Below are 22,097 nucleotides of genomic sequence, written 5' to 3'. Positions count from 1 at the left end.
CGCCCGCGCCTTCCGTCAGACCGCGCGCTGGCCGCCGCCGATCATCCAGGGCGTGCCGAAGCGGTCCACCAGCATGCCGAAGCCGTCGGCCCAGAAGGTCTGCGCGAAGGGCATGCGCACCTGCTGCGCGCCATCGGCCAGCGCGTCGAACACGCGGCGCGCCTTCGCCGCGTCCGGGAAAGTCACGCTCACGCTCATGCCGCCCATCTTCTCGGCCATGCCGGAATTCGGCGCGTCGGAGCACATGAGCATGCCGCCATCGAACTGCAGCATGCCGTGCATGATGCGCTGCTTGTCGACCGGCCCGCAGCCCGGAGGCGGCTCGCCGCCGCCCGCAGGCGCGTCGGAGTAGCGCAGCAACTTCAGCTCGCCGCCGAGGGCCTTCTGGTAGGCGTTCATGGCGGCGTCGGCCTGGCCGTCGAAATAGAGGTAGGGGCAGCAGCTCTGCACGGAAACTCTCCTATGTGTACGGTGTACACAAACATAGCAGACAATAGGGACACTGTCCACAATCAACCCCAACGATGAGCCGAGCCCCGCCCCAGCCGCCCGCACGCAGCACCTATCGCCACGGCGACCTGCGCCGCGCCCTGCTGGAAGCCGGGCTGGCGCTGGCACGCGAAGGCGGGCCCGATGCCGTGGGGCTGCGCGAGGTGACGCGCCGCGCCGGCGTCGTGCCCAACGCGGCCTACCGGCATTTCGGCAGCCACGCGGAGTTCCTGCAGGCCGTGCGCTCGGAGGCGCTGGCCGCGGTGGCGCGCAGCATGGAACACGAACTCGATGCGGTGCCACCACTGAAGCCCGGCACGCGCGCCAACAGCGCGGCTGCCCTCACCCACGCGCGCGCCCGGCTGCGCGCCGTCGGCATGGGCTACCTGCGCTACGCGTGGAAGGAGCCGGGCCTGTTCCGCATCGCCTTCCTGCGGCCGCACGAGCCGCAGGACGCGCTGCCCGAGCGCGAAGCCGATCCCGCGAAGGCGGGCCGCAGCGGGCTCAACCCGTTCCAGCTGCTGGGGTCGGCGCTGGACGACCTGGTGAAGGCCGGCGCGCTGCCCGCCGAGCGCAGGCCGCACGCGGAGTACGTGGCCTGGTCCGCGGTGCACGGGCTGGCCCTGCTCGTCACCGACGGACCGCTGCACGGCGCGAGCCGGCAGCAGGCGGAGGGGTTGGGGATGAAGTTGCTGGAGATGGTGGAACGGGGGATCTAGGGGCTACGCCTTCGCCCAGCGGAACACCTCCCGCGCCGCCCCACCCAGCACCCACTCGCGATCCGCATCGTTCAATGCGGGATTGCGCAGCACGAAGGCCAGCAACTCGGCCCAGGTCGCCGAGGTTTCTTCATGCGTGACATCGCCGGCCCACAGCACCCGCCGCGCGCCGAAAGCGCCCAACGCCTGCTCGAAAGCGCCCTGCACGCCTTGCGCATGGACCTCGCCGTCGCCGAACGCGCGGTGGAAGTGGCTCCACTTCAGCCAGACGTTGTCGTGCCGCGCAAGCGCCAGCACCTCGCGCCAATGCGCCTCCTTGCGCACCCAGCCGCAGTGGTCGACGACGAAGCGCAGGCGCGGGAAGCGCGCAGCCGCCGACTCCAGCAGCGCGCCGGCGTCGCGCGCCAGCAGGCACAAGGCCAGCCCGGCCTCCTGCGCTTGCGACAGCAGCGCGTCATAAGCGCCGCTGCGGAACAAGCCGCATTCGTCGCGATCGAAGATGACTACGCGCAGCGCCTTGCAGCCGGGAGCCGCGCCCAACTGCGGGATCAGCGACGCCAGTCCCGGATCGCGCCGCGTCACGCGTTGCAGCCACGCAAAACGCTGCGGATCCTGCAGCGCCGCGGCCTGCGCCAGCGGGCTGAGGGGACGGTAGGCACCGTCGCCGAATTCGATGCAAGGCGTCCCGTGGTCCTGCTCGTTGCGGCCCCAGAGCTCGTCGAACAGCACGGAGCGGATGCCCAGCGCGTCCATCGCGGTGGCGATACCACCCAGGTCCGGCTGCGGCGCCAGGTGCAGTTGCGCGTCGACGATGTCGAGCCCGCCGCGGCCGCCGATGCCATGGAAGACGGTCGGCGCCGGCATCACGCCACCCCGCCGTCGCGCGCCAGCAGGCCGCGTCCAACCACCTGCGCCTGGATCTCCGCCGCGCCCTCGAAGATGTTGAGGATGCGCGCATCGCACAGCACGCGGCTGATCTCGAACTCCAGCGCGTAGCCGTTGCCGCCGTGGACCTGCAGGCTGAGGTCCGCGTTGCTCCATGCCACCCGCGCGGCCAGCAGCTTGGCCATGCCGGCCTCGATGTCGCAGCGGCGGCCCTTGTCCTTCTCGGTCGCGGCGAAGTAGGTCAGCTCGCGCGCCAGCACCGTCTCGGCCAGCATCAGCGCCAGCTTGTCGGCCACGCGCGGGAACGCGATGATCGCCTGCCCGAACTGCCTGCGCTCCTGGGCGTAACGCAGGCCCAGCTCGTACGCGCGCCGCGCAACGCCGACGGCGCGCGCCGCGGTCTGCACGCGCGCTCCTTCGAAGGTCTGCATCAACTGCTTGAAGCCCTGCCCTTCGACGCCGCCCAGCAGGCCGTCGGCCGGCACGGCGAAGCCCTCGAAGGCGATCTCGTACTCCTTCATGCCGCGGTAGCCCAGCACCTGGATTTCGCCGCCGCTCATGCCCTCCGCTGGAAAGGGCTGCGCATCGTTGCCGCGCGGCTTGGGCGCGAGGAACATGCTGAGGCCGGCATAGCCCTTGTCGCCGGTGCGCGCCAGCACGGTCATCAGGTCACTGCGCGCCGCGTGCGTGATCCAGGTCTTGTTGCCGTCGATGCGCCAGCCGGCTTCGGTGCGGCTCGCGCGCGTGCGCAGCGAGCCCAGGTCCGAGCCGGTATCGGGTTCGGTGAACACCGCGGTCGGCAGCACGGCGCCGGAGGCGATGCCCGGCAGCCACTGCGCCTTCTGCTGCGGCGTGCCGGCCAGCGAGATCAGCTCGCCGGCGATCTCGGAGCGCGTGCCCAGCGAGCCGGCGGCGATCCAGGCGCGGCTCAGTTCCTCGGTCACCACGCACATGGCCAGCTTGCCCAGGCCGAGGCCGCCGTGTTCCGGCGCGATGCAGACGCCGAAGGTGCCCAGCGCCGCCATCTCGGCGACAACTTCGTCGGGGATCAGCGCATCGTCCAGGTGCCACAGGTGCGCGCGCGGCGCGATGCGCTCGTCGGCGAAGCGGCGGAACTGCTCGCGCACCATCGCGAGGTCGGGGTCGACCAGCGAGTCATCGACGGTCGCGCCATCCCGGACAGCTTGCATCAGAGCGCTTCTGTTGGCGGCCGTGTTGCCCTCCTCCAGGAACCACGCCACGGTGGCATCCGCCTGCAACGCCATTGCCGCTTGCATGAGCCCCAGTTCGGCCGGCCGGAAGATCTCGGACTGGCTCATCGCGATGCCGCCCGCCAGCTGTGCCAGGTACTCGCCGATGGCGATGCGCAGCACCAGGCTCTCGGCAGCGGCCAGCCGGTTCTCGCGCGCCAGTCGCAGGCCCCATTGCGCGGCTGCAGTCACGGCTTCCGCGGTGGTGGCGATCCAGGCCAGGCCGTGCAGCTCGCGCTGCCGCTCGTGGGCGAGTTGCGCGTCGAAGGCGCCGTCGCGAGTGAGGCGCGCCCGGGCCGCCGCGGTGGCCTGCGCGACGTAGTCGCGGACGGGCGCGTCGAGTTGTTCCAGGTGCCGCGCCAGCGGCGCCAGCGGTTGTTCCATGTGCATGTCAGTCCTTGGACGGGCCGGCGATGCGGCCCTGGTCGTGCAGGCGCCCGATCTGCGCGCTGCTCAGGCCCAGGCGTTCGGCCAGGACCTGGTCGGTGTGTTCGCCCAGGCGCGGCGCGCGTGGCGGCACGCCGCGCTGTTGCTGCGGCAAGGTCGCCATCGCGCCAGGGGTCGGGTAGGTGCTGCCGCTCGGGTGCGCGACGGGCGCGAACAGCGGGTTGGCGTTCACCAGCCGCGGGTCACTCGCGATGCCCTCGACCAGGGTCCGGTACGGCCCCCAGCAGACGCCGCGTGCGTCGAAGGCAGCGGCGAGTTCGGCTGCGGAGCGCTGTGCGATGGCGGCTTCCACCAACGGCAGCAGCACGGCGCGATGCCGGAAGCGCCGGCCCTCGTCCTCGGCGAAGGACACGCCCAGGGCGGCCTCGATGCCGGCGACCGCGACTTGCAGGCCCAGCACCTCGAGCAGGCCGCTCCACTGGCGCCGGGTGATCGCCACCACCATCAGCCGCTGGCCGTCGGCGGTGCCGAAGTCGCGGCCGAAAGCGCCGAACAGCTCGTTGCCCATGCGCGGACGGTCGCCCTCTTGCAGCACCTCGGCCAGCTGCCCCATGTTGGCGAGCGAAGCAAGGGCCACATCGGACAGCGGCACGCGCAGTTCCTGGCCCTGGCCGGTCTGGCGGCGGAAGCGCTCCGCGGCCAGCGTCGCGAAGGCAGCATAGGCACCGGTGAGCAGGTCCCAGGCGGGGAGCACGTGATTGACCGGCGTCGCGCTGTCGGCGGGGCCCGTCATTGCGGGCACGCCGACGGCGGCATTGACCGTATAGTCGACGGCGGACGTGCCATCGGCCCAGCCCATCACCCGCGTGGTGACCAGGTCCGGGCGGAGGGCGCGCAGGCGCTCGTGCGCCAGGAAGCCTTCCGCGGGAAAGTTGGTGACGAACAGGCCGGCGTCCTCGCCGGGCGCGCAGATGATCTGCGCCACCAGCTCGCGCCCTTCGGGGCTGCCGAAATCCACGGCGACCGACAGCTTGCCCTTGTTCAGGCCTTCCCAGTACAGGCTGGCGCCGCTGCCCGCCTCGGCACGCGGCCAGCGATGGAAGTCCGGGCCGCCGCCGATGGGGTCGATACGGACCACCTCGGCGCCCATCTGCAGCAGGTGCAGGCAGCACGAAGGCGCCGCGATGAAGGAGGCGCATTCGACGATGCGCAGGCGTTGCAACAGCGGGTACACGAGGCGCTCAGCTCAGTTTCAGGTGGATGCTCTTGGCCAGCGCGCCCCACTTGGCGAGCTCGCTCGTCATCAGGCGGCGGAAGTCGTCGGCCGAACCTTGCACCGGAATCAGCCCCTGCGCGCGCAGCTGCTTCACCACTTCCGGTTGCAAGGCGATGGCGTTCATCTCCTGCTGCAGCTTCGCGACCACGGCAGCGGGCGTGCCCGCCGGCGCCAGCAGGCCGGTCCAGTCGTGGAACTCGAAGCCCTTGACGGTCTCGCTCACGACCGGGATGTCCGGGTACTCCGCCAGCCGCGCGTCCCCGCTGAAGGCGATCGCGCGCAGCTTGCGCCCCGCCACCAGCGGCATGCCCAGCGAAATGTTGCCGAAGCTGAAGGCCGCATCGCCGCTGACCACCGCCACCAGCGCATCGGACACGCTCTTGTAGGGGATGTGGCGCATGCTCACGCCGCCCAGCGCGGCCAGTTGCTCGCCGCACAGGTGGGCCCCATTGCCGTTGCCGCCGGAGGAGAAGGTCAGCGCGCCCGGCTTGGCCTTGGCCGCCGCCAGCACGTCGGCCACCGTGCGATACGGCGAGTTCTCGGCCACCAGCATCAACAGCGGCGACTTGTAGATCTGCGCCACCGGCGTGAAATCCTTCAGCGGCGCATACGGCAGGTTGTCATAGATCGCCGGGTTGATCGCCAGCCCGCCGACGTGACCCACCACCAGCGTGTAGCCGTCCGGCGGCGCCTTGGCCGCGGCCGCCAGGCCGATGGCGCCACCGGCGCCGATGCGCGTCTCCGGCACGAAGGGCTGGCCCATGCGCTGCGACAGCGCCTGGGCGGCGATGCGCGCGCCGAGGTCGGGGTTGGATCCCGGGCTGTACGGAATGATCATGCGCACCTGGCGCTCCGGCCAGGCTTGCGCCCGCGCGGGGCTTGCCAGCAGGCCACCCGCGGCCAGGGCAGCAGGCGCGATCAAGAAGGAACGGCGGCGGATGGTCATGGCTTGTCTCCTTTGCTTTCTGGTAACTCAGGCGGCCGCGGCAGCGCGACCCAGGACGGGCGCATGGTGCTGGTCGCGGTCCCAGGCATGGGCTGGCAAGCCAGCTTCCTTGAGCTTCAGCTTCTCGATCTTGTTGGTCGGTGTGCGCGGCAAGGCATCGGTGAACTCGATGTAGCGCGGCAGCATGTAGCGGGGCATCACGCGGGTCAGCCAGTCGTAGAGCTTCGCTGCCGACAGCCCGGCGCCTTCGGCCGCCACCACGATGATGCGCACGTCGTCCTCGCCGACGTTGGCCGGATGGGCCAGCGCGGCGCATTCGCGCACGTCCGGGTGCGAGGACACCAGGCTCTCGACGTCGAAGCTGGAGATGTTCTCGCCCAGGCGCCGGATGCGCTCCTTGCGGCGGTCGATGAAGTAGACGTAGCCGTCGGCATCCTGCCGGCCGATGTCGCCGCTGTGGAACCACAGGTTGCGATTGGCTTCCACGGTGGCGTCCGGGCGGCCGACGTAGCCCTGCATCATCAGCCAGGGCACGCGCGGGCGGAACACCAGCTCGCCGGTGGCGCCCGGCGCGACGGGCTGGTCCTCGTCGTCGACGATCGCCATCTCCCAATCGGGATGCACCTGGCCGGCCGCGCCCTGGCGGCGCTGGCCGAAGGCGCTGTAGATCGGCAGGCCAATCTCGGTCATGCCATAGGCCTCGACCAGCTTGACGCCGAAGCGCGCTTCGAACTCCTCGTCGGCGCGCGAGTTGTACATGCGCGTGACGCGGTGCGCGGTATCGTGCGGCGCGGCCGGCAAGGCCTTCAGCATCGCCGTCATTGGCGGCAGCGTCTGCCCCACGGTGGCGCCGCATTCGATGGCCTCCTGCCAGTAGCGCGAGGCACTGAACTTCTGGCCTACCACCACGTGACCGCCGGCCAGCAGGGTCGGCAACACGCCCAGGCGCGTCGACATGCCGTGGAAGAAGGCGAACGGCGTGTACAGCGTGTCTTCGGCCGTGAGCCGCACCGCATGCACATAGGTGCAGGCGGAATCGAGCGCCTGCGTGTTGGTGATGAGGACGCCCTTGGACGGGCCGGTGGAACCCGAGGTGAAGGAGATCACCTGGATGGAGCGGTGGTCGCCGCGCGGCGGCAGGTCCGCCGGCACCGGCGCCTCGGTCCAGGCCCGCAGCGGGATCGCGCCCGGCGCGCGTTCGGCCGCGGCGCCGATCGCCACCACCGTGCGAACGGCGTCGCGAACCTCCGGCGACAGCGATTCCAGGGCATCGGCCGATGGCGTGTGGAGCACCGCCACCGTGCAGCCGGAAGGCCCCATCGCGTTGTCCAGCAGCGCCCCGCGGAACTGCGGGTTGATCGCCACCGTGGTCGCGCCCAGGTGGGCGCAGGCAAACCACAGGAAGACGAATTCGGCGCAGTTCGGCAGCAGCACGCCGACCCGCGAGCCTTCGGCCACGCCTTCGCGCGCCAGGCCCGCGGCGACGCGCAGCACCTGGTCACGCGCTTGCGCGTAGCTCCAGGTGCGGCCTTCGATGCTGAGGAAGGGGTTGTGCGGCCGGGCGGCGGCCTGCTGCGCCAGCAGCACGCTGGGGTGGCGCTGCTGCGGCGCCAGCACGATGCGGCCGGTGGGGCCGAACGAATGGGAGATCACGGCGGCTCGTTCCTGGAAAGCGGATGCAGCAAGGTTAGGGAGGCGCCCGCCATTTCGGTAGCATCGCGCCAACATCATCACCATGACACCAGCGTATGGCCCGCACCAGCCCCGCCCCCGCGCCCGCCCTGCTCGATAGCGAGCTGCTGAACGTGTTCTGCCGGGTCGCCGAGGCGCGCAACTTCTCGCGGGCGGCGGTCTTCCTGGACATGGCGCAGCCCATCGTCACGCGCAAGATCAAGCGGCTGGAAGACGAACTGGGCGTCCAGCTGTTCGTGCGCTCCAACCGCGGCTGCGAACTCACGCCGGAGGGCGAGCTGCTGTTCTCGCGGGCCGGCGGCATCCTGATGCAGCTGGCGCAGGTGCGCGACGAGGTGTCCACCAGCTCGCAGAAAGTGTCGGGCACCATCGCCATCGGCCTGCCTGCGGCAGCCGGCACCTTGCTGGCGCCGCACCTGATGCCTGAAGTGGCGCAGCGCTGGCCGGACCTGCACGTGGAGCTGACCGAGGCGCTGACCGGCAAGCTGATGGAAAGCGTGGCCACCCGCGAACTGTCGCTGGCCCTGGTCTACGACCCGCCGACGGACACCGGACTGATCGCGCGGCCGCTGCTGATGGAACGGCTGCACCTGGTGGGCGTGCCGCGGCTGGCGAAGCGCCTGGACTCGGTCAAGCGCGTGCAGGCGGCCGACCTGGCCAGGCTCCCGCTGGTGCTGCCGATCCGGCAACAGGTGGTACGCGTGCTGCTGGAGGACGCGTTCGCCGAAGCCGGCCTGCCGCTGGTGCCGCGCTACGAGGCCAACAGCCCGCTGCTGCTGAAGGCGATGACCTTGCAGGGCCTCGGTTTCACCGTGCTGACGCTGGGCTCGATGGCCGACGAAGTGGCCGCGGGCCGGCTGGTGGCGATTCCGCTGGAGGACCGCGGCATGTCGCTTTCGCTGTCGCTCATCACGACCAAGGAGCACGGGCGGCTGCGCGTGGTCCAGCTCATGGCCGACCTGATCGAGGGCGAGGTCCGGCGCATGGCCGCCTCGGGGGACTGGCCGGGCTCGCCGAAGGTGATCCGCCCGGCCAAGCCGCTCAGTCCTGCTTGATGTTGGCGCGCGTGATCAGTTCGCGGAACAGCACGCGCTGCCCCTTCAGGATCTGGTCCAGTTCGGCGCGACTGCCCATGGCGACCTCGCCGCCCATGTCGACGAAGCGCTGCGCGACGTCGGGCGCGGCCAGCACTTCGCGTACTTTCGCGTTCAGGGTGTCGAGGATGGCGGGTGGCGTGCCGGCCGGCGCCATCAGCGAATTGATGCCGGGCACCACGAGCCCTGGCACGGCTTCGGCAATCGTCGGCACGTCCGGGAATTCCTTGGAGCGTTTCTCGGTGGAGACGGCCAGCAGGCGCAGGCGCCCGCCCTTGGCATGCGGCGCGATGCCGCCCAGGCCGTCGATCAGCACCGGCACGCGGCCGCCGATGACGTCGGTCTGCGCCGCCCCGCCGGTGGGATAAGCCACGTTGACCAGGCGCGTGCCGGCGCGCTGGTTCAGGTTCTCGCCGATCAGCCGTGACAGCGAAGCGGAACCCGGCGTCGCGAAGAAGGTGTCCTGCGTCTTCGCGCTGGCGACCAGGTCCTGGATCGACTTCACCGGGCTGTGCGTGCTGACCGCGATGGCAAGCGGCACGTAGGAAACCGGCGCCACGGCCACCAGCGCCTTCTCGATGTCGAAGGGCAGGTTCTTCGTCATCAGCGGGTTGATCACCAGCACCGAGTTGCCCGCGAACAGGAAGGTGTAGCCGTCCGGCCTGGCCGAGGTGACGGCCTGCGTGCCGATGACGCCGTTGCCGCCCGGCCGCGCTTCCACGATCACGGCCTGGCCCAGCGAGCGCTGCAAGCGCTCGGCCAGCAGGCGGGCGAACACGTCGACGCTGCTGCCGGCGCCCGCCGCGACCACGAAGGTCAGCGGTCGCGCGGGCCAGGCGCTTTCCGCGCCGGCGGGAGCGACGGCAAGGCCGGCCAGCAGGGCGGCGGCGCTTGCGAGCCAACGGCGGCGCGAGAGGAATCGGGCGGGCATGAATGTCTCCTGTTGTTGCCCTGACTCTAAGCGCGCCAGTTGCGGCGTCTAGCAGCGCACCGGCATGGCTGCGATACCGAATCCGCATGGCGACTGCCATACGGATTCGTCATGTCCACGATGCAGGCCCGCTGCTAGCCGGGCGGCGGCCCGCTGCCTACATTGGCCCGGTACCCCGTCCCTCGGAGACAACATCCATGAGCTACCTTCCCGCCGGCATTCCGGCACCGCGGCCGACCGTCGATGACGCGCCCTTCTGGGCTGCGTGCCAGGAGCAGCGGCTGGTCATCCGCCACTGCGAGGCCTGCAGCCGCTTCTTCCATCCGCCCATGCCGTGCTGCCCGCGCTGCGGCTCCTTCGACGTGGCCTGGAAGCCCGTCAGCGGCCAGGGCAGCATCTATACCTGGACGGTCGGCCACCAGGCCATCCACCCGGCGTTGAAGGACCATGGGCCCTACAACGTCTGCGTGATCCTCCTGGACGATGCCGACGACGTGCGGCTCGTCACGAACGTCGTGGACGTCGCGCCGGAGGAACTGCGCATCGGCCTGCCGGTGGCCGTCTGCTTCGAGGAAGCGGGTGACGGCACGCTGCTGCCGCGCTTCCGCCGCGCCGACGAACAGGGGGAGCGCCAGCAATGAGCTTCCCCGTCCACGACCTGCCGCGCCGCCTGCAACCCTGCATCGTCGGCGTCGGCGAAACCCGCTACACCCGCCGCGGCGGCCACAACGACACGCCCGAACTCAAGCTGTGCCTGCAGGCCATCCACGCGGCCGCGGCCGACGCGGGCATCCACGCGGGCGAGATCGACGGCTTCGCCTCCTTCGGCTTCGAGCGCCACGAACCGGCCGTGGTGCAGACCGCGCTGGCCGCGCCCCTGCTGCGCTACGCGTCCATCGTCTGGGGCGGCGGCGGTGGCGGCTGCTCGGGCGCCGTGATGCTGGCGGCCATGGCCGTGGCCACCGGCCAGTGCCGCTATGCCGTCGTCTACCGCTCGATCTGCCAGGGCCAGCACGAGCGCTACGGCCAGTTCCGCGAACGGCCGCTGTGGGGCTCGTACATCGCGCCCTACGGCCTGATGTCGCCCGGCATGATGGTCGCCCTGGGCTACCGCCGCTTCATGGAGGAGTCGGGCAGCACCGCGGAGGACCTGTGCGAGGTCGCGATGAATTCGCGCGCCAACGCGCAGCACAATCCGCGCGCCGTCATGAAAGGCAAGCCGCTGAATCGCGAAGGCTACTTCGGCGCACGCATGGTGGCCGACCCGTTCCGGCTCAACGACTGCTGCCTGGAGACCGACGGCGCCTGCGCGATCATCGTGGCGCCGCGCGAAGTGGCCGAGAAACTGCAGCGGCCGTCGGTGCCCATCCTCGGCGCCGCCATGGCGAGCGGCCCGCGCTGGTCGCTGGGCCCCATGGGCTCGCACAACATGCCGCTGGAAGACTACGCGACGATCAATTCGCGCGAGGTGGCGAAGGCCATCTACGAGCAGGCCGGCATCGGGCCCGGCGACATCGACGTGGCGCAGATCTACGACGCCTTCACGGGGCTGATCCCCATGGCGCTGGAGGACTACGGCATCTGCGGCAAGGGCGAGACCTCGGCCTTCATCCAGTCCGGCGCGCTGCGCCAGGGCGGCCGGCTGCCGATCAACACCGCCGGCGGCCTGCATTCCGAGGCCTACCTGCACGGGTTGAACCTCATCATCGAGGGCGTGCGGCAGGCGCGCGGCGAAGCCGTGCTGCAGGTGCCGAACGTGCGGCACTGCCTGGTCACCAGCGGCGGCGGCACCGGGCAGAAGAGCGCGCTGGTCCTCGGCGGCGCCTGAGGAGACGACGATGCAACTTTCCGTCAAGGAATGCCGGCAGCTCGCCGAGGCCGCGATGGCCTCGGTGGGGCACAGTGCCGAGGAGTCGCAGATCATCGCCGACCACCTGGTGGACTGCGAACTGCGTGGCCTGGGCTTCGGCGGCCTCGCTCGCGCGCTGTCCGTCATCGAACGCCTGCGCCGGGTGGACGAGCGCCGGCCGATCCGCGTGCTGCAGCAAAGCCCCGCCAGCGCCTGCCTCGATGGTGGCGACCAGGTCGGCTACCTGGTGGGGCGCCGCGCCACCGACATCGCGATCGACAAGGCCCGTGCCACTGGCCTGGCCGCCGTGGGCGCCAGCAAGACCTGGTACACGGGCATGTTCTCGTACTACCTGGAGCGCGTCACCGCCGCCGGCTTCGTCGGCATGATCACCGGCAGTGGCAGCCCCAAGGTGGCGCCGCATGGCGGCACCGAGCCGCGCTTCAACACCAACCCGATCGCCTTCGGCTTCCCGTCGCTCGGGACGCCGGTCATCTGGGACATCGGCACTTCGAGCGTGATGGCGGGCGAGGTGACGCTGAAGAAGCGGCTGGGTGAAACGCTGGAGCCGGGCCAGGCCTTCGACCGCGCGGGCCAGCCCACGCTGGACCCGGTCGCGGCAATGGCCGGCGCCTTCACCGCCTGGGGCGGCCACAAGGGCTCGGGCCTGGCGCTGTCGGTGCAGCTGCTGTCCATGATGGCCGGCCAGGTGACGGTGCCGGTGGAACTGCGGGATTGCGGCTTCTTCATCACCGTGTTCAACCCCGACCTGTTCACGCCGCCTGGCGAGTTCAAGCGCCGTGTGACCGAGTACGCGGACTTGCTGCGCGCGAACCGTCCTGTCGATGCGGCGCGCCCCGTGCGCGTGCCTTTCGAACGCTCGGCCGCGGAACGCAATCGCCGCACGGCGGCCGATCGCATCGAGGTCGACGACCGCATCCATCACGCCCTGAAGGAGCTCGCATGCAAGTAGGGATCATCGGCGCCGGCTTCATCGCGCGCGCCCTGGCGCAGAACCTGCTGCGCGCCGGCCACGCAGTGATGCTGAGCAACTCGCGCGGGCCGCAGAGCCTGCGCAGCACGGTCGCTTCGCTGAAGTGCAAGGTGGGCACGGTGGAAGAGGCCGCGGCCTTCGGCGAGGTCGTGGCCGTGGCGATCCCGATGAGCGCCTGGCGCGAACTGCCGGCGGACGCCTTGGCGGGCAAGGTGGTCATCGACATCATGAACCACTACCCGGAGCGCGATGGGCCCATCGCCGAACTGGAGGGCGGCCTCGGCACCAGCGAGCTGATCGCGAAACAACTGCCGCAGTCGCGTGTGGTGAAGGCCTTCAACGCGATCATGGCCAACGACCTGCAGAACAACCCGCGCCCGGCGGGTGCGCCGGACCGCAAGGCCCTGCCCATCGCCGGGGATGATGCAGGCGCCAAGGCGCAGGTGGCGAAGCTGGTGGAGGAGATCGGCTTCGACGTGGTCGATGCCGGGCCGCTGGCCGAAGGCTGGCGCTTCGAGCGGGCGCGGCCGGCCTATTGCGTTCCGATGGACCAGGCGACGCTGGCGGCCACCTTGGCGGCCACGCAGCGCGACGCGTTCATGGGGGAGTATTCCTGGCGGCGGTGAGGCGGTTTCCTCGTCACCCCCGCGTGAGGAGCGAAGCGCACGTGGGGAGCCAGGACGCCCTGGGTCCCCGCCTCCGCGGGGATGACGACTATGCGGTGACTTCCTCCGTCGTCGCCCGCCGCAGCTCCCGCCGCTCCGCAAAGTCGAACCACCGTCCGCGGTGCACCGTCGCCGTGTTGTCCCACATCACCAGGTCGCCCACCTGCCAGTGGTGCTGGTAAACGAACTCGCGCTGCGTCGCGTGTTCCAGCAGGTCCAGCAGCAGCATGCGGCCTTCGGCCACGGTCATGCCCTTGACCTGGTGCGCGTGCACGCCGACGAACAGGATCTTGCGGCCCGAGCGCGGGTCGGTCTGCACCAGCGGCCAGTCGGCCGGCGCGATGCTTTCCTTCTGGGCGTCGGTGTAGCTGGTGTCGCCCAGCAGGAAGCGCGAATGCAGCGCGTAGTGCTCGGCTTCCAGGCCGTCGATCTGCTTCTTGCGCCAGTCCGGCAGCGCGTCGTAGGCCATGCGCAGGTCGGCGAACTCGGTCTCGCCGCCGAAGGCCGGCACCACCACGGCGGACAGCATCGAGTACTTGGCACGCGGCTTCTGGAAGCTGCTGTCGCTGTGCCACAGCTGGTTGGCCACGTTGCCGACGATCTTGGCGTGCTGGCGGTCGGCGACGTCGCCGTCGGCCTTGACGTTGGAGATGTCCGCCAGCTCCGCATATTCGAAGCGATGCGGGCCGCCCTTCAGCTTGCGCAAGCCCAGGTCCAGCGGCCCGAAGGACTTGGCGAAGGTGATCTGCTGCGATTGGGACAGCGGCTGCTTGCGGAACACCAGCACCGCATGCTGGTCCATCGCGTCCTCGATGGCGCGCGTCTGTTCCGGCGCCAGCGGCTGGGAGAGGTCGATGCCGCTCGCTTCGGCAGCGAAGGGCGACAGGGGTTTCAGGGTGAGCAGGCTCATGTCTTGTTCCTCAATCGAGCTTGATGTTGGCAGTCTTGACCACCTGGGTCCAGCGGTCGATCTCCTGCCGGATCTGCGTGTTGTATTGCTCCGAGGTGGAACCCACCGGCTCCAGCCCCAGCGCCGCCATGCGCGCGCCCATCTCGGGGCTGCGCACGGCCTGCGCGATGTCGGCGCTGATCTTCTGCAGCAGCGGCGCGGGCAGCCCGGCCGGCGCGATCACGCCGATGGAGCTCATGGCGCTGAAGCCGGGCACGGTGTCCGCGATCAGCGGAATCTCCGGGTTGGAGGCCGCGCGCTTCGGGCTGGACAGCGCGATGACCTTCAGGCGCTTGTCCTGCACGAAGGGCATGGACGAATACAGGATGTCGAACAGCAGCGGCACGCGCCCGCCCACCACGTCCGCCTGCGCCGGCGCGCTGCCCTTGTAGGGAACGTGGACCATCGTGATGCCGGCCATGTGGGCCAGCATCTCGCCGGCCAGGTGCGTGCCGGTGCCGGCGCCGGGCGTGGCGAAGCTGAGCGCGTTGGGGTTCTTCTTCGCATACGCTATCAGCTCCGGCACCGTGTTGAACGGCGCCGAGGGATTCGCGAACAGCCCGAAGTGCGCCTGCGCCACCAGCGAGACGCCGACGATGTCCTTCACCGTGTCGTAGGGCAGCTTCTGCAGGCTCGGGTTGATGGTCAGCGCGGAGATCGCCATGCCCAGCGTGTAGCCGTCGGCGGGCGAGCGCGCCACCGCCTGCGTGCCGACCACGGTGCCGGCGCCCGGCTTGTAGTCGAACACGACGGGCTGCTTCCAGATCGCCTCCAGCTGCCTGGACAGCAGCCGCGCCACCGTGTCGGTGGGCCCGCCGGGCGTGAAGGGCACGACCAGCTTGACGGGCTTGTCGGGCCAGGCCGGCGCCTGCGCGGCTGCCGCCAGGGGCAGCAGGGCGGCGGAGGCCAGGAGAATGCGTCGGGCGATTTTCATGTTTGTCTCCTCCGTGCCCTGTTCGCGATCAGTCGGCGGTGGCGCCCGAAGCCTTCACCACCTTCGCCCACTTCGGGATCTCGGTGTGGATGTAGGCCGCGAAAGCTTCCGGCGTCGTGCCGACCGGCGTCAGGCCCACTTCGGCCATGCGGGCCTTCACCTCGGGCGAAGCCAGCACCTTGTTCATGTCGGCGCTGATCTTGGCGACCACGTCCTTCGGCACGCCCGCTGCGACGACGGCGCCGAAGATGCTCTCGACGTTGAAGCCGGGGATCGTCTCCGCCACGGTGGGGATGTTCGGCGCGATCGACGAGCGCTTGGCGCTCATGATGCCGATCGGCTTCAGCATGCCGGCCTTCACCTGCGGCAGCGAGGAGAACAGCGGGTCGATGATCAGGTCCACGCGGCCGGCGATGACGTCGGGGTAGGCGCCGCCCGAGCCCTTGTAAGGCGTATGCAGGACGTCGATGCCGGAGTCCGACTTCAGCAGTTCCATGCCCAGGTGCATGGAGCTGCCGCTGCCCGGGGACGCGTAGCTCAGCTTGTTCGGCTCCTTCTTGGCCAGCGCGATCAGTTCCTTCACGTTGTTCGCCGCCAGCTTGTTGGAAGCGGAGATCAGGATCGGCGAGGTCGCCAGCATGGACACCGGCGCCAGGTCCTTCTCGGTGTCGAAGGGCATGTTCTTGCGCAGGCTGGGGTTGATCACGTGCGAGGTGACCACGATGCCGATCGTGTGGCCGTCCGGCTGCGCCTTGGCGACGAAGTCGGTGCCCATCACGGTGCCGGCGCCGGGCTTGTAGACCACCAGCACGGGCTGCTTCCAGGTGTCGTGCAGGCTCTTTTCCAGCAGCCGGGCCAGGATGTCCACCGCGCCGCCGGGCGCGTTGGGCACGATGATCGTCACGGGCTTGCTGGGGAAGGGGTCCGCGGCCAGCGCGGCCAGCGGCAGCAGCGCGCAGGCGGCGGTGGCAAGCAGGCGCTTGATGTCTTGCATTCGAAGTCTCCGTTGGATCAGGGGAAAGTGTTCTGGAATCAGGCTTGCGCCGGCGGCACGCGGCCGCCGATCTCGGCGGCGACCTTCTCGGCCACCGCCCGCAGGCGCGGCGCAATCTCGCCGCGCAGCTTGTCCTCGGTGAAGACGAAGCCGGCGCCGCCGCAGTTGAGCGCCATCACCTCGCCGCCGGGGCCCACCAGGGGCACCGACACCGAGGAAATCTCGCGATAGAACTCGCCGAGCGAGGTGGAGTAGCCGAGGCGCCGCGCTTCATCCAGGGCGCGCGTCAGGCCCGGCTCGATCGACGCCCACTCGGGGCCGCGCAGCAGGCGCAGCGAATCGAGCAGCTGGTTCTTTTCTTCGGCCGCCAAGGCGGCGATGTAGGCGCGGCCCAGGGCCGACACGGCCATCGGCACGCGCGAGCCCACGTCGAGCCGCGGCGCCAGGATGGAGAAGCGCGGGCGGCAGGCTTCGATCATCACCATGTCGAGGCCGTCGCGCACCGCGAGGTAGACCGAGGCCTGCGTCTCTTCCGCCATCGCCTGCATCGGCGGGCGGGCGACGGCGCGCACGTCCAGGCTGCCCAGGAAGACCTGCGCCAGCGACAGCACCGCGGGGCCCAAGGTGAAGCGGTCGGACAGCGGATCGGGCTTGAGCATGCCGTTGGCCAGCAGGGTCGCCACGAGGCGGTTCACCGTGGGCCGCGGGATGCCGGTGATGCGCGCGATGTCGGCGTAGCCCAGCACCGGGCGCTCGGCGGCGAAGCAGCGCAGCACCGACAGGCCGCGCTCCAGCGCGCTGACGGTTTCGGAACGGCTGTCCACCGGATCGGGGACGACGGGCCGGTCGGCCAGCGGATTAGGGGTTGATGTCATTTGATTTTGGACAACGCTTCCATTTTATGGAGTTCTGGACACTTTCGACGCGACCATATCCGAGGGTTTCTACCAATTTCGGGCGGCCGGTCCGTTTTCGATCCAGGCCGAGTGGACGGATACTGCGCGGATGCTGCCTGCGACTCCCCTCCTTCTTGCCTTCGTCGGCGCCAGCCTCGTGCTGGCCCTCACGCCCGGCCCGGCCGTGGTCTACATCCTCGCGCGCACGCTGGCGCAGGGGCGCTCGTCCGGCCTGGCCTCGGTGGTCGGGGTCGCGCTGGGCAACCTGGTGCTGGCAATCGGTGCGGCCGTGGGACTGGCCGCGCTGTTTGCCGTGTCGGCCGCGGCCTTCACCGTGGTGAAGTGGGCCGGCGCCTGCTACCTGGTCTATCTCGGCGTGCGGCTCTGGCGCGCGCCCGCCGCGGCTGCGGAAGGAGCCGCGCCGGTGGCGCAGCCCTTGAAGCGCATCTTCCGCGACGGCTTCGTGGTGGCCGTGCTGAACCCGAAGACGACGCTGTTCTTCGCGGCCTTCCTGCCGCAGTTCATGGACGCGCACAGCAGCCCGCTCGTGCAGACGCTGTCGCTCGGCGCGCTGTTCGTCGGCATCGCGGCGTGCACGGACCTGAGCTACGTGCTGACGGCCAGCCTGGTGGCGCCGCGGCTGAAGCGCGTTCCGCGCGGGGCGGTGTGGGGCAACCGGCTCGCCGGGACCTCCTTCATCGGGCTGGGCTTGTTGACGGCTTTCGGCGCGCGTAAGTAACTTCCGCGCCGGGGCCTGTAGGGTGCGCAGCTTCGCTGCGCACCGCCCACGGACCATCCTCGCGCGGTGCGCAGCAAGCTGCGCACCCTACGAGTTGCCCGATCGAGAGGACAACCAATCCAGGGCGCCGAGACCCGCTCGCCGTCCCTGCGCAAAACACGCCGTCAAGAGATAGCCACCCGTCGGCGCCTCCCAATCGAGCATCTCGCCGGCGCAGAACACCCCCGGCACGGCCTTCAACATGCCGTGCCCATCCACCGCCTCGAAGCGCACGCCGCCGGCCGTGCTGATCGCCTCCGCGATCGGCCGCGGCCTGGCCAGCGGCACCGGCAGCGCCTTGATCGCGTGCGCCAGCTGCGCCGGATCGTGCATCTGCTCCGGCGTCAACAACTCGTGCAGCAAGGCCATCTTCGCGCCCTGCAGGCCCAACCGGCTCTTCAAGTGCGTCGACAGGCTGCGCGGACCGCGCGGACGCGCCACTTCGTCGCGCACCTGCTGCCCGCTGTGCTGCGGCAAGAGATCCAGCAGCCACGTCGCCTGCCCGTCGGCGGCGATCGCATCGCGCAGCTTCGAACTGAAGGCATAGACCAGGCTGCCTTCGATGCCGCTCTCGGTGAGCACGAACTCGCCCTGCTGGTAGTCGTCGCCGAAGCGCCCGGCCACCGGCTTCAGCGGCTGGCCCGCGAAGCGCGAGCGCAGGTGCTCGCTCCAGCCTTCGCGGCCGGGGCTGGTGGACGCGACGTCGAAGCCGCAGTTCGAAGGCTGCAGCGGCGCGACGTCCACGCCGCGCTGCTCCAGCCACGGCGCCCACGCGCCATCGGACCCCAGCCGCGGCCAGCTGGCGCCGCCCAGCGCCAGCACGGTGGCCTCGGCGCGCACCAGCTGTTCGCCCGTGGACGCCGCGAAGCGCAGCGCGCCGTCCTCGGCAAAACCGGTCCAACGATGCCGCACATGCAGGCGCACGCCCGCGCTGCGCAGGCGGTGCACCCAGTGGCGCAGCAGCGGCGCCGCCTTCATGTCGGTGGGGAACACGCGGCCCGAGCTGCCGACGAAAGTGGCGATGCCCAGGCCCTCGGCCCAGGCGCGCACCGCGGTGTTGTCGAAAGCTGCGACCGCATCGTGCAAGCGGGCACTGCGCGCGCCATAGCGCTGCAGGAAGGGCTCGAAGCCTTCCGAATGGGTGAGGTTCAGGCCGCCGCGGCCGGCCAGCAGGAACTTGCGGCCGGGCGAAGGCATGGCATCGTAGACATCGGCCTGCACGCCGGCCTGCGACAGCACTTCAGCTGCCATCAGCCCGGCGGGGCCGCCGCCGACGATGGCGACACGTGAGGAAACTTGGGACATGGGGACGCGATTGTCCCGCACGCGGGCCGCCAAGCGGCGGACCGCTTGGCACGAAGGTCCCATAGCTGCGGCCGGCCCCCCTGCCCACACTGCGCACTCGACTTGGCAGGAGCAACGCATGAGCCAGCAAGGCACGCCCGACATTCTTCCCCGCCCCGACTTCCACTTTCCCGGCGAGGTCGGCCGCACCTACCTCGATTCCGCCCCGGCGCAGTTTCCGCAACCGGTGAAGGCGCCGCAAGGCGCGCCCAACATCCTGCTGGTGCTGCTGGACGACGTCGGCTTCGGCCAGTTCAGCACCTTCGGCGGCGGCGTGCCCTCGCCCACCATGGACCGCCTCGCCGCCGAAGGCCTGCGCTACAACCGCTTCCACACCACGGCCTTGTGCAGCCCGACGCGGGCGGCGCTCATCACCGGCCGCAACCACCACTCGACCTCCTTCGCCGGCATCACCGAGCTGGCGACCGGCTACGACGGCTACACCTGCATCCTGCCCAAGAGCTGCGGCACCATCGGCGAGGTGCTGCGCCAGAACGGCTACATGACCGCCTGGATCGGCAAGAACCACAACACGCCCACCTGGGAAACCAGCGCGGCCGGCCCCTTCGACCGCTGGGCCAACGGCCTGGGCTTCGACTACTTCTACGGGTTCAACGGTGGCGACATGAACCACTGGAACCCGATCCTCTACCGCAACCGCGACCTGGTGGCGGCGTCGACCGACCCGGACTACCACCTCACCACCGACCTCGCCGACCACGCCATCGCCTGGGTGCGGCAGGCCACCTCCATCGCGCCCGACAAGCCCTTCTTCCTGTACGTCGCGCCGGGCGCGACGCATGCGCCGCACCACACGCCGCAGGACTGGATCGCCCGCTTCAAGGGCCGGTTCGACGGCGGCTGGGACCGCTACCGCGAGCAGACGCTGGAGCGGCAGAAGAAGCTGGGCGTGGTGCCGGCGGACACCCAGCTCACCACGCGTTCGCGTGGCCTGCCGGCCTGGGATTCGCTCAACGCCGACCAGCAGCGGCTGTACGCGCGCATGATGGAAGTGTTCGCGGCCTACGGCGCGCACGCGGACGAACAGATGGGCCGCGTCGTCGACGCGGTGAAGGCGCTGCCCAACGCCGACAACACGCTGATCGTCTACATCGCCGGCGACAACGGCTCCAGCGCCGAAGGCGGCCTGGAAGGGTCGCTGTGCGAGAACATGTTCTTCAACGGCTTCCCGGAGAAGTGGCAGGACAACATCCAGGCCATCGACGAACTGGGCGGGCCGAAGCACTTCAACCACTTCCCCTCGGCCTGGGCGCACGCGATGAACACGCCCTTCCAGTGGACCAAGCAGGTGGCCAGCCACTTCGGCGGCACGCGCAACCCGATGATCATTTCCTGGCCCCAGCGCATCCGCGACCGTGGCGCGCTGCGCGGCCAGTTCGTCCACACCATCGACCTGGTGCCCACGCTCTACGAAGTCTGCGGCATCACGGCGCCGAGCGTCCTCAACGGCATCGTGCAGAAGCCCATCGAAGGCGCCAGCTTCGCCGCTAGCTTCGAGGACGCCAAGGCCCCCGCGCCGCGCAAGACGCAGTACTTCGAGCTGGGCTGCAACCGCGGCCTGTACCACGACGGCTGGATGGCCTCCAGCCCGTCCTTCGTGCCCTGGGACCCCAACCGCGCCGAATGGGACCCCGACAAGGCGACCTGGGAGCTGTACGACGTCGAGAAGGATTTCTCGCAGGCGAACGACCTGGCCGCGCAGCACCCGGACAAGCTGCGCCAGCTGCAGGACATGTGGTGGGTGGAAGCCTCCAAGTACAACGTGCTGCCGCTGGACTGGCGCGCCACGATCCGCATGAACGCCGAGGCCATGGGCCGCCCCAGCCTGGTTCGCGGCCGCAACAAGCTCACCTACTACCCCGGCACCATCGCGGTCCCGGACGCGGCCTCGCCGCCCATGTGCAACAAGTCCTGGACGATCACGGCGGAAGTGGAACTGCCCGACGCGAAGTCCAACGGGATGGTAGTGACGCACGGCGGGCTGGAAGGCGGCTACGGCCTGTACTTCCGCGACGGCGTGCCGACCTTCGTCTACAACTTTCTGTCGGTGGAGCGCTTCACCTTCGCCGCGCCGGAGCCCTTGCCGGCCGGCAAGGTGACGCTGGTGGTGGATTTCAGGTACGACGGCGGCGGCATGGGCAAGGGCGGCGCGCTCACGCTCAGCGCCAATGGCCAGAAGCTCGCCGGCGGCCGACTGGAGAAGACCATCCCGATCCAGATCTCGCTGGGCGAGGGCCTGGACGTCGGCATGGACATCGGCTCGCCGATCGATTTCACGTACGAGCTGCCCTTTGCCTTTACGGGCAAGATCGACCACGTGACCATCGAACTGGGCGCCGTCGAGGCGCGCTAGCAGGTTCAGCCGAACGGCCCGATGTGGAACACCATGCTGACGATCGCGAAGGCGCCGATCGCCAGCAGGATCAGCGCCGTCACCAGCGTGAAGGAAGCCGGGAAGCCGCTGTCGCCGTGGATCAAGCCCTGCTCGCGCATCTCCTTGCGGATGTCGCGCAGGCCGACCATGAAGTGCACGTGGTAGATGATGCCGATCGCCAGCATCACGATGCCCAGCGACACCAGCGCCAGGCCGAAATTGCGGCTGGCGTGCACGCCCTTGATGACCTCGTTCGCGGACAGCTTCTCGAAGATCTGGTAGATGGTGAAGCCGAAGCTGATAAGGGACAGCGATGTGCGGATCACCGACATCAGCGTGCGGTCCGCGCTCAGCCGCGTGCGCTGGAAGGACATGCCGGTGCGCCGCATCGACATCTCGGTGCGCCGCCGCGACAGCGTCGTGCGGAAGGTGGAAAGATCCGTGCGGTGTTCGGACAGCGCGGTGCGATGCTCCGACAGCGAGGTGCGGTGCGTCGACAGCCGCGTGCGGTGCAGCGACAGCACCGTCGACGGCTCGGTCGGCGGCGGCTCGATGTCGGGCACCGGCGGCGGCGCCGTTTCCGGCACGCGCTCGGGGCGTTCAAGGTCGTCGTCGGAGGCGTCGCCCATC

At 70.0% G+C, this 22,097-nt stretch carries 21 protein-coding genes; 8 read left to right on the top strand and 13 right to left on the bottom strand.

Translation table 11 applies throughout. The annotated features are described in order from the left end of the window. Positions 1-15: 15 nt before the first annotated feature. Positions 16-450, bottom strand: a complete 435-nt coding sequence (locus HHL11_RS11145) for a VOC family protein (protein WP_342593200.1) — start codon at positions 448-450, stop codon at positions 16-18. A 74-nt stretch (positions 451-524) separates the two neighbouring features. Here HHL11_RS11145 and HHL11_RS11140 point away from each other — a divergent pair, with 74 nt between their 5' ends. Next, a complete protein-coding gene (locus HHL11_RS11140; protein WP_169418448.1) occupies positions 525-1,208 on the top strand; it encodes a TetR/AcrR family transcriptional regulator in 684 nt (227 codons plus the stop codon). A 3-nt stretch (positions 1,209-1,211) separates the two neighbouring features. Here HHL11_RS11140 and HHL11_RS11135 read toward each other — a convergent pair whose 3' ends face one another. From HHL11_RS11135 to HHL11_RS11115, 5 genes are read right to left on the bottom strand one after another with little or no spacing between them, the layout of a single operon-like run. Continuing rightward, on the bottom strand, positions 1,212-2,072 hold the full coding sequence (locus HHL11_RS11135) for an amidohydrolase family protein (RefSeq protein ID WP_169418447.1): 861 nt from the start codon (positions 2,070-2,072) through the stop codon (positions 1,212-1,214). Next, the gene (locus HHL11_RS11130) at positions 2,072-3,727 is read right to left on the bottom strand and encodes an acyl-CoA dehydrogenase family protein (RefSeq protein ID WP_205964249.1); all 1,656 of its coding nucleotides are present in this window, start codon (positions 3,725-3,727) and stop codon (positions 2,072-2,074) included. The genes HHL11_RS11135 and HHL11_RS11130 overlap by 1 nt, the downstream gene beginning before the upstream one ends. 7 nt (positions 3,728-3,734) lie before the next feature. Beyond that, positions 3,735-4,964 (bottom strand): CoA transferase, encoded by a 1,230-nt coding sequence (locus HHL11_RS11125; protein WP_169418445.1) that lies wholly within the window; start codon positions 4,962-4,964, stop codon positions 3,735-3,737. A 7-nt stretch (positions 4,965-4,971) separates the two neighbouring features. Beyond that, a complete protein-coding gene (locus tag HHL11_RS11120) occupies positions 4,972-5,952 on the bottom strand; it encodes a Bug family tripartite tricarboxylate transporter substrate binding protein (RefSeq protein WP_169418444.1) in 981 nt (326 codons plus the stop codon). A 27-nt stretch (positions 5,953-5,979) separates the two neighbouring features. Further along, a complete protein-coding gene (locus tag HHL11_RS11115; protein ID WP_169418443.1) occupies positions 5,980-7,605 on the bottom strand; it encodes an AMP-binding protein in 1,626 nt (541 codons plus the stop codon). A 95-nt stretch (positions 7,606-7,700) separates the two neighbouring features. On the opposite strand from HHL11_RS11115, the gene HHL11_RS11110 reads away from it, so the two are divergent. Continuing rightward, complete coding sequence (locus HHL11_RS11110) at positions 7,701-8,699, top strand: LysR family transcriptional regulator (RefSeq protein WP_169418442.1); 999 nt, start codon at positions 7,701-7,703, stop codon at positions 8,697-8,699. Here HHL11_RS11110 and HHL11_RS11105 read toward each other — a convergent pair. Further along, positions 8,686-9,669: a Bug family tripartite tricarboxylate transporter substrate binding protein gene (locus tag HHL11_RS11105; RefSeq protein ID WP_169418441.1), complete on the bottom strand. Its 984-nt coding sequence runs from the start codon at positions 9,667-9,669 to the stop codon at positions 8,686-8,688. The two genes, HHL11_RS11110 and HHL11_RS11105, sit on opposite strands and share 14 nt — an antisense overlap. A gap of 197 nt (positions 9,670-9,866) precedes the next feature. On the opposite strand from HHL11_RS11105, the gene HHL11_RS11100 reads away from it, so the two are divergent. Genes HHL11_RS11100 through HHL11_RS11085 form a run of 4 tightly spaced genes read left to right on the top strand, consistent with a single transcriptional unit; the run spans position 9,867 to position 13,138 of the window. Beyond that, positions 9,867-10,310 carry a Zn-ribbon domain-containing OB-fold protein gene (locus HHL11_RS11100; RefSeq protein ID WP_169418440.1) on the top strand — a complete coding sequence of 148 codons (444 nt, stop codon included), beginning with the start codon at positions 9,867-9,869 and terminating at the stop codon, positions 10,308-10,310. Next, entirely contained in the window at positions 10,307-11,497 is a 1,191-nt protein-coding gene (locus HHL11_RS11095) for a thiolase C-terminal domain-containing protein (protein WP_169418439.1), read from the top strand. Before HHL11_RS11100 ends, HHL11_RS11095 begins: the two co-directional genes overlap by 4 nt. 10 nt (positions 11,498-11,507) lie before the next feature. Beyond that, positions 11,508-12,491, top strand: coding sequence for an Ldh family oxidoreductase (locus HHL11_RS11090; RefSeq protein WP_169418438.1), 984 nt, complete (start codon positions 11,508-11,510; stop codon positions 12,489-12,491). Beyond that, positions 12,482-13,138: an NADPH-dependent F420 reductase gene (locus HHL11_RS11085; protein ID WP_169418437.1), complete on the top strand. Its 657-nt coding sequence runs from the start codon at positions 12,482-12,484 to the stop codon at positions 13,136-13,138. The genes HHL11_RS11090 and HHL11_RS11085 overlap by 10 nt, the downstream gene beginning before the upstream one ends. 88 nt (positions 13,139-13,226) lie before the next feature. Here the strand turns inward: HHL11_RS11085 and HHL11_RS11080 are convergent, their stop codons facing one another. Genes HHL11_RS11080 through HHL11_RS11065 form a run of 4 tightly spaced genes read right to left on the bottom strand, consistent with a single transcriptional unit; the run spans position 13,227 to position 16,929 of the window. Next, positions 13,227-14,087, bottom strand: coding sequence for a TauD/TfdA dioxygenase family protein (locus HHL11_RS11080; RefSeq protein WP_169418436.1), 861 nt, complete (start codon positions 14,085-14,087; stop codon positions 13,227-13,229). Between the two features lie 10 nt (positions 14,088-14,097). Beyond that, a complete protein-coding gene (locus tag HHL11_RS11075; protein WP_169418435.1) occupies positions 14,098-15,060 on the bottom strand; it encodes a tripartite tricarboxylate transporter substrate binding protein in 963 nt (320 codons plus the stop codon). A 28-nt stretch (positions 15,061-15,088) separates the two neighbouring features. After that, the gene (locus HHL11_RS11070) at positions 15,089-16,054 is read right to left on the bottom strand and encodes a tripartite tricarboxylate transporter substrate binding protein (protein ID WP_169418434.1); all 966 of its coding nucleotides are present in this window, start codon (positions 16,052-16,054) and stop codon (positions 15,089-15,091) included. A 38-nt stretch (positions 16,055-16,092) separates the two neighbouring features. Further along, positions 16,093-16,929: an IclR family transcriptional regulator gene (locus HHL11_RS11065; protein ID WP_169418433.1), complete on the bottom strand. Its 837-nt coding sequence runs from the start codon at positions 16,927-16,929 to the stop codon at positions 16,093-16,095. Between the two features lie 130 nt (positions 16,930-17,059). Between HHL11_RS11065 and HHL11_RS11060 the strand changes: the two genes are divergently transcribed. Next, positions 17,060-17,689, top strand: a complete 630-nt coding sequence (locus tag HHL11_RS11060; RefSeq protein WP_169418432.1) for a LysE family translocator — start codon at positions 17,060-17,062, stop codon at positions 17,687-17,689. An 87-nt stretch (positions 17,690-17,776) separates the two neighbouring features. Here HHL11_RS11060 and HHL11_RS11055 read toward each other — a convergent pair whose 3' ends face one another. Beyond that, positions 17,777-19,033 (bottom strand): TIGR03862 family flavoprotein, encoded by a 1,257-nt coding sequence (locus HHL11_RS11055; protein ID WP_169418431.1) that lies wholly within the window; start codon positions 19,031-19,033, stop codon positions 17,777-17,779. A gap of 118 nt (positions 19,034-19,151) precedes the next feature. Between HHL11_RS11055 and HHL11_RS11050 the strand changes: the two genes are divergently transcribed. Beyond that, on the top strand, positions 19,152-21,446 hold the full coding sequence (locus HHL11_RS11050) for an arylsulfatase (RefSeq protein ID WP_169418430.1): 2,295 nt from the start codon (positions 19,152-19,154) through the stop codon (positions 21,444-21,446). A 5-nt stretch (positions 21,447-21,451) separates the two neighbouring features. On the opposite strand, the gene HHL11_RS11045 is transcribed toward HHL11_RS11050, so the two are convergent. Then, complete coding sequence (locus tag HHL11_RS11045) at positions 21,452-22,096, bottom strand: YidH family protein (protein ID WP_169418429.1); 645 nt, start codon at positions 22,094-22,096, stop codon at positions 21,452-21,454. Between the last annotated feature and the right edge of the window lies 1 nt (position 22,097).

Source organism: Ramlibacter agri (genome assembly GCF_012927085.1).
Taxonomy (GTDB): Bacteria; Pseudomonadota; Gammaproteobacteria; order Burkholderiales; family Burkholderiaceae_C; genus Ramlibacter; species Ramlibacter agri.
The sequence above is the reverse complement of the archived record's forward strand: the minus strand, read 5'-3'. Positions and strand labels throughout refer to the sequence as shown.

What these genes read in the sequence shown, in the direction of transcription:
- HHL11_RS11075 (WP_169418435.1), bottom strand. Translation starts at nt 15,060, where the DNA reads ATGAAAATCGCCCGACGCATTCTCCTGGCCTCCGCCGCCCTGCTGCCC.
- HHL11_RS11050 (WP_169418430.1), top strand. Translation starts at nt 19,152, where the DNA reads ATGAGCCAGCAAGGCACGCCCGACATTCTTCCCCGCCCCGACTTCCAC.
- HHL11_RS11060 (WP_169418432.1), top strand. Translation starts at nt 17,060, where the DNA reads ATGCTGCCTGCGACTCCCCTCCTTCTTGCCTTCGTCGGCGCCAGCCTC.
- HHL11_RS11080 (WP_169418436.1), bottom strand. Translation starts at nt 14,087, where the DNA reads ATGAGCCTGCTCACCCTGAAACCCCTGTCGCCCTTCGCTGCCGAAGCG.
- HHL11_RS11120 (WP_169418444.1), bottom strand. Translation starts at nt 5,952, where the DNA reads ATGACCATCCGCCGCCGTTCCTTCTTGATCGCGCCTGCTGCCCTGGCC.
- HHL11_RS11130 (WP_205964249.1), bottom strand. Translation starts at nt 3,727, where the DNA reads ATGGAACAACCGCTGGCGCCGCTGGCGCGGCACCTGGAACAACTCGAC.
- HHL11_RS11135 (WP_169418447.1), bottom strand. Translation starts at nt 2,072, where the DNA reads ATGCCGGCGCCGACCGTCTTCCATGGCATCGGCGGCCGCGGCGGGCTC.
- HHL11_RS11070 (WP_169418434.1), bottom strand. Translation starts at nt 16,054, where the DNA reads ATGCAAGACATCAAGCGCCTGCTTGCCACCGCCGCCTGCGCGCTGCTG.
- HHL11_RS11105 (WP_169418441.1), bottom strand. Translation starts at nt 9,669, where the DNA reads ATGCCCGCCCGATTCCTCTCGCGCCGCCGTTGGCTCGCAAGCGCCGCC.
- HHL11_RS11085 (WP_169418437.1), top strand. Translation starts at nt 12,482, where the DNA reads ATGCAAGTAGGGATCATCGGCGCCGGCTTCATCGCGCGCGCCCTGGCG.
- HHL11_RS11065 (WP_169418433.1), bottom strand. Translation starts at nt 16,929, where the DNA reads ATGACATCAACCCCTAATCCGCTGGCCGACCGGCCCGTCGTCCCCGAT.
- HHL11_RS11110 (WP_169418442.1), top strand. Translation starts at nt 7,701, where the DNA reads ATGGCCCGCACCAGCCCCGCCCCCGCGCCCGCCCTGCTCGATAGCGAG.
- HHL11_RS11100 (WP_169418440.1), top strand. Translation starts at nt 9,867, where the DNA reads ATGAGCTACCTTCCCGCCGGCATTCCGGCACCGCGGCCGACCGTCGAT.
- HHL11_RS11140 (WP_169418448.1), top strand. Translation starts at nt 525, where the DNA reads ATGAGCCGAGCCCCGCCCCAGCCGCCCGCACGCAGCACCTATCGCCAC.
- HHL11_RS11055 (WP_169418431.1), bottom strand. Translation starts at nt 19,033, where the DNA reads ATGTCCCAAGTTTCCTCACGTGTCGCCATCGTCGGCGGCGGCCCCGCC.
- HHL11_RS11090 (WP_169418438.1), top strand. Translation starts at nt 11,508, where the DNA reads ATGCAACTTTCCGTCAAGGAATGCCGGCAGCTCGCCGAGGCCGCGATG.
- HHL11_RS11095 (WP_169418439.1), top strand. Translation starts at nt 10,307, where the DNA reads ATGAGCTTCCCCGTCCACGACCTGCCGCGCCGCCTGCAACCCTGCATC.
- HHL11_RS11045 (WP_169418429.1), bottom strand. Translation starts at nt 22,096, where the DNA reads ATGGGCGACGCCTCCGACGACGACCTTGAACGCCCCGAGCGCGTGCCG.